Origin of the sequence: Protofrankia sp. Cr1 (assembly GCF_963555865.1) — a bacterium.
In the GTDB taxonomy this organism is placed as follows: domain Bacteria; phylum Actinomycetota; class Actinomycetes; order Frankiales; family Frankiaceae; genus Protofrankia.
On the sequence record NZ_CAUVXO010000294.1, the window covers coordinates 1,078 to 6,598 of the forward strand.

The window sequence follows — 5,521 nt, forward strand, 5'->3', positions numbered from 1 at the left end:
TCAGACGTGTGGTCAGTGCGGGTCCGTCTTCGGGCGGCAGTCGGCGGACGGCAGCCGGCCGGCAGGGCGGGGTTGCCGAGCCTGCCGCAAGCAGCCCCGGACGTGATGCGCTGGCGGCGCCGGGTGTCGGCGATCAGGTCGATGTAGCCCTCAGCCGTGAGTTGGAGGGCCTTGCCCATCGTGCATGGCCCCCGTTGCGTGAGCGTCACGTCGGAGGTTGGGTGCTGCGGGCGTCAGCTGGCTCTTCGCGGCGCGGCAACTCGGTCTGGGCTCGTGGAGACGTCTCTGATCTTTCTGTCGCGCTCGACGAGGTCCGCGGCTTCTACGCCGCGGCAGGGCTTCGCCCGACAATCCAGATCACCCCGGTGTCAGTGCCGGCCGGCATCCACCAGGCGCTGGACGCGGCCGGGTTCGACGACACAGGTCCGACCGATGTCTGCACCGCCGATCTGGCGGACCTTGCCGAACGGCTGGACACCGTCGCGCCCGCCGAAACGATCATGTTCGATGGCATCGCCGACACCTGGCTCGACGTTGCCGGGCGGGTCCTGTCAACCTTTGCCGACCAGCGCACCGGCACCCTCAAGGTGTTGGCGAATCTCACGGTGGCGGCGAAATACGCCATGTGTGTGGCCGACGGTGTGCCGGTCGCGGTCGGCCGCGGGGTCTTCGACGGAGACTGGCTCGGCGTCTACAGCATGGCGACCGTACCGGGCGCGCGCGGCAGGGGGGCGGCGCGTGCCGTCCTTGCCGGGCTTGTCACCTGGGCTGCCGACGCGGGCGCGTCGCGCGCCTACCTGCAGGTGGAACAGACCAGCGCCGCGGCCCGCCGGCTGTACGGCGCGCTCGGGTTCCGACCCGTCTATCGGTACTCCTACCGACGACATCATCATCCTGTCGGCGGTCCGGATGTGTCCCCACGCTGATCATCGAGGAGCCATGACGCCCGAGCAGGCCAGTCACAGTCTCTTGGAGCCGGTGGGTCGGACCCGCGTGATGGGCGTGATCAACGCGACCCCGGATTCGTTCTCCGACGGGGGTACCTATGCGACCGCCGCTGCAGCGGTCCGGGCCGGACTGGCGATGGCCGCCGACGGCGCCGACATCATTGACGTCGGCGGTGAGTCGACCCGACCGGGTGCGGCCCGGGTCGATCCGGACGAGGAACTGCGCAGGGTGCTGCCGGTTGTGACCGAGCTGGCCGCGGCAGGGGTCGCCGTCAGCGTGGACACGACTCGCCGGACGGTCGCCGAGGCCGCGCTGGCAGCCGGTGCTGCGATCATAAATGACGTGTCGGGCGCGGCCGACCGCGATTTGCTGACGCTCGCCGCCGAGCGGGGCGTTCCCTACGTATTGATGCATGCCAGGGGTGCGAGTGCGAACATGTCCACGCGGGCGGTCTACGGTGACGTCGTGTCCGAGGTCGTGGCCGAGCTGCGTGAGCGCCTTGGAGTCGTAGTCGCAGCCGGTGTCGCGCCGGAAAATGTGATCATCGATCCGGGGATCGGTTTCGCGAAGAAGGCCAGGCACAACTGGGCCCTGCTCGCGCACATGGGCGCCTTCGCCGCGCTGGACCAGCCCCTGCTGGTCGGTACGTCGCGCAAGTCGTTTCTCGGCAGCCTGCTCGCGGACGCCGACGGTCGGTCCCGGCCGGCAGCTGACCGCGACGACGCCACCCAGGCGACAACGGCGCTACTGGCGGCCACCGGGGTCTGGGCGGTACGGGTGCATGCGGTGCGGGCGGCGGCGGACGCCGTCCGGGTCGTGCAGGCATGGCAGGGCGCCCGCGCCCCCTGGCAGCCGCGCGATGCGCGCACCCGGTCAGCCTGGCTTCGGTCCGCAGCCGGCGGCTCTGACCCGGGTGGGCCCGGACGTCCACCGGCGGGTGCGGCATGACCGGTGGACCACCGGGAGCGGGATGGCCCGGGGCCGACGGTCCGCTGGCCGCCGCGCCGGACCGGATCGCCCTCACCGGCCTGCGGGTCCACGGCTGCCATGGCGTCCTGCCGGCCGAACGCGCGCTGGGTCAGGAGTTCATCGTGGACGCCGTTCTGTGGGTGGATACCCGGCCGGCGGCCAGGACCGACGACCTCACCGCCACCGTCGACTACGGGACGCTGGCCCGGACCCTGGCCGGGATCGTGGCCGGCGAACCGGTGGATCTGATCGAGACGCTTGCGCACCGGCTGGCTACCGCGTGTCTGGCCGACCACCGCGTTGCCCGGGTCCAGGTGACCGTGCACAAGCCCGCGGCGCCGATCCCACTGCCGTTCACCGACGTCGCGGTTACCGTGACCCGGGACCAGCCCGCGTGACCGGGCCGATACCGCAGCCGGGGCCGCCGACCGCGGTTCTCGCGCTGGGCTCGAACCTGGGTGACCGCCTTGCGCGGCTTCGTGCCGCCGTCCGTGCGCTGCGCGCCCTGGCGATGTCGGAGGTGTACGAGACCACGCCCGTCGGAGGACCCGACCAGGACAATTATCTCAACGCGGTCGTGTTGGTCCCCGCGGCGCCGGCGCGTGCCCTGCTGGCGGCCGTGCGGTCGGCTGAGGAGGCTGCATCGCGGGTGCGGACGGTACAGTGGGGGCCGCGTTCCCTGGATGTCGACGTCATCGCCTGCGGCGAGCTGGTCAGTGACGATCCGGAGATCCTCATCCCACATCCGCGTGCCCATACCCGTGCGTTCGTCTGCGTCCCATGGCTGGACGTCGATCCGGATGCGGTGCTGCCCGGTCATGGTCGGGTAGCCGATCTGGTGGCCGGGCTGGATGCCTCTGGGGTCCACCGAACGCCGTGGAGTCTGCGCCGGTGAAGCCGACCCGGGCGCGTGACCTGGTGGCGGCGGCTGTGGTGGCCGGTGCGCTCACCTACGTTTTCATGATCTTCAATTATCAGAATCTGCCGCGGTTCCCACACACGGCACCGTTGTCGCTGGTGATCGTCGGATTGGTGGAGGCGCAGACCGCGTCGATCACCCGGCGTCGGTTGCAGGGGCGGCCGGGGACGAGGCCGATCCTGCCGCTGACCGTCGCCCGGCTGGCGGCCATGGCCAAGGCCAGCAGCCTCGCCGGTGCGGCGCTGGCGGGGGCGTGGGCGTCGGTATTCGGTTACGTGCTGCCACGCTCGGACGAGTTCCTCACCGCTGGCACGGATACGATCACCGCCGGTCTGGGAATCGGAGCCGCTGCGGTGCTCGTCGTCGGCGGGCTGTTGCTTGAGCGTGTCTGTCGAGTCCCCAAATCCTAAGTGGTCGGCGGATCTTCAATCGTGCGGACCGGCGCCCGGGCCTTGTGAGCTGGACAGATGGCTTTCGCAACACGCGCTGGAACCCTCGCGGCCGGGATCTCTTACTCTGGTGGTTGTCAACTGGGCGCGCGCAACGCGAGCGCAACGCCGTGATACACCGATGGGGACGTTTGGTTGGTGCGGACCGCGATGGGAGGTCAGTCGGTGGCGGACGGCGTGCGACGGTCTGATGCAGCGAATCCGCGTCGACCAGGGGCCGTGGACGGCACGCCGGAATCGCCGGCATACCCCGATGGAAGCGCGGCCCCGGCACATGCGGTTCCCGACCGTCGGGACGGCTATCCCCCGGGCCCGCACCGCAACCAGGAGCCGTACCAGGACCGGTACCAGGGTCCGTACCAGGGCTCCGGTCAATATCAGGATTCCGGTCAATATCAGAACCCTGGTTCGTATCGGGATGCCGGTTCCCGTCCGCGGCCGGACAGGCCCCCGGCCCAGGATCCCTACCCACCGGCTGGCGGATATCCGGCGCCGGACTCGCGCGCGCCTGGTCCCCACCCGGGCAACGGCGCTGCGCCACGGGCTGAATACGCTCGCAATGATCGGACGGCTGGCCCCGGCAACGACGCCGGTTACCGCGCCGAGGCGGCGCCCCGTGGTCACGGTCCGGTCGCGCCCGGATACCCGCCGGCCGGTCGATCGTCGACCGACGTCTACGGTGAGAACACCCGATACGCCCCACAGGCCGCGCCCTCAGGGCCACCACCGGTCGATCCCGGTTCCCGTGGCGGCGCGCCGGCCTACCGTTCCGCGCCGCCACGGCCAGGCGGGCCTGGCGGGCCAGGGCCAACTTCCGGTCCGCACCAGACCGCGGTGTCCCACCCCCAGCACGGGGACCGGCATCCCCAGGGTCGGCCCTATCCACCCGACACCGGGGGCTACCGGTCCGGTGGCCCAGGCGCGGGACAGCCGCCGGCGGACTTCGGGCCGGGGTACCCGCAAGCCCGTGGCGGGAACATGCCGCGCAACGGGGCCGCGCCGATCGCGTCGCCCGATGTGGATACCACGACTGTGGGCGGACGTCCCCCCGCGCAGCAGGCTTACCAGGGCCGCGCCGGGGGACAGCCATCCGCTGGGTCAACGGGGCCGATGCCACGCCATCCCGCGGATTCGACGCCACCCAGGGGATCGGCGGGGGCTGCGGCGGGGGCCTCGGTGCGGGAATCGGGGATGGACGACGGATCCGCCGGTACAGGCGGTGTACGGCGCCCCCGTGAGACCCGTGAGACCCGTGAGACCACCGAGGCTACCGAGGCTACCGACCGGCCGAAGGGAGTCGCCCCGCCGCGTACCACCCGAGCACGCGCCGACGCTGCCGGCACCGGCGCCCGACGTCCGGGCGCGGATCGAGCGGATCGAGCGGATCGGCCCGTCAGGACGGAGCGATCCGCGAGCTCGGTCACGCCCGACCAGGCTGGCCGCGGTCGGTCCGAACGCGTGCGTGGCCGACGTCGGGATGACCATGGCAGCGCGCCATCCTCGATTGAGGACACCGGTTCGCACCGGGCACAGCCCCGCAACGCCGTCGCAGGCACGCCACTGCTGCGGCGCCTGCTGTACGCGGTGGTGATTCTCGCGGTCGCCTTCGCCGTCGGGGGTGGCGCCGGGTTCGTCTGGCAGAAGATCAATCCCGGTAAGGCCGCCACCGCGGCCCGGCCGGCCACCGCGCCGAGCGGCACGGCCGCCGCGGCGGGGCCGTCGGCATCAGCAAGCCCCGCCGCTGGCCCGGGCACCACAACGGCCCCCGCGACGGTACCGGCTGACTGGGTCGCCGTCACCGACGCGAAGCAGCGGGCGAAGTTCTCTCATCCGCCGGGGTGGAATCAACGCAGAGACAACACCGCCGTCTTTTTCATCGAGGCTCCGGCGGGAACAGCATCGGGATCTGGAACACGGCGACGGGCGGGCCTCGGATGATCGGAGTCGCGCGTGTCGCGGCTACGGATCAGCGGGCGGCGCTCAAGGCCGTCCAGGACTCCGAGTTCGCCACTCAGCCTGGGTTCACCCAGGAGAGGTCCGGACAGGTCACGGACACGACCGCCGCACCGAGCCAGGAGCTGGTCGGCTCCTACCTGCGCGAGGGGCAACGAGTCACCTACGTGATGCGGGCACTGTCGGCCGGGGACGCGGTCTATGTCCTGATCGCCCGGTCGTCATCGGCACAGGCGGACACCGCGACGACCCTGATGGCGAGCTTGCGGGCGTCGTTCACCCC

General features: G+C 71.4%; 6 protein-coding genes and 1 pseudogene. All 7 read left to right on the top strand.

The window, feature by feature from the left end; all coding sequences use genetic code 11:
• Positions 1 to 926 (top strand): GNAT family N-acetyltransferase (locus U9980_RS19390; protein WP_416210326.1); only part of this gene is annotated, 926 nt, incomplete at its 5' end.
• A 13-nt stretch (positions 927 to 939) separates the two neighbouring features.
• The gene (gene folP, locus U9980_RS19395) at positions 940 to 1,896 is read left to right on the top strand and encodes a dihydropteroate synthase (RefSeq protein WP_322769220.1); all 957 of its coding nucleotides are present in this window, start codon (positions 940 to 942) and stop codon (positions 1,894 to 1,896) included.
• Positions 1,893 to 2,315 (top strand): dihydroneopterin aldolase, encoded by a 423-nt coding sequence (folB, locus tag U9980_RS19400; protein WP_322769221.1) that lies wholly within the window; start codon positions 1,893 to 1,895, stop codon positions 2,313 to 2,315. Before folP ends, folB begins: the two co-directional genes overlap by 4 nt.
• On the top strand, positions 2,312 to 2,812 hold the full coding sequence (gene folK, locus U9980_RS19405; RefSeq protein ID WP_322769222.1) for a 2-amino-4-hydroxy-6-hydroxymethyldihydropteridine diphosphokinase: 501 nt from the start codon (positions 2,312 to 2,314) through the stop codon (positions 2,810 to 2,812). The genes folB and folK overlap by 4 nt, the downstream gene beginning before the upstream one ends.
• Complete coding sequence (locus tag U9980_RS19410) at positions 2,809 to 3,246, top strand: DUF3180 domain-containing protein (RefSeq protein WP_322754987.1); 438 nt, start codon at positions 2,809 to 2,811, stop codon at positions 3,244 to 3,246. Before folK ends, U9980_RS19410 begins: the two co-directional genes overlap by 4 nt.
• A 1,497-nt stretch (positions 3,247 to 4,743) precedes the next feature.
• A complete protein-coding gene (locus tag U9980_RS19415; protein WP_322769223.1) occupies positions 4,744 to 5,223 on the top strand; it encodes a hypothetical protein in 480 nt (159 codons plus the stop codon).
• Positions 5,220 to 5,521: pseudogene (locus U9980_RS19420) on the top strand (hypothetical protein); the annotation flags it as partial. The gene U9980_RS19415 and the pseudogene U9980_RS19420, both read left to right, overlap by 4 nt.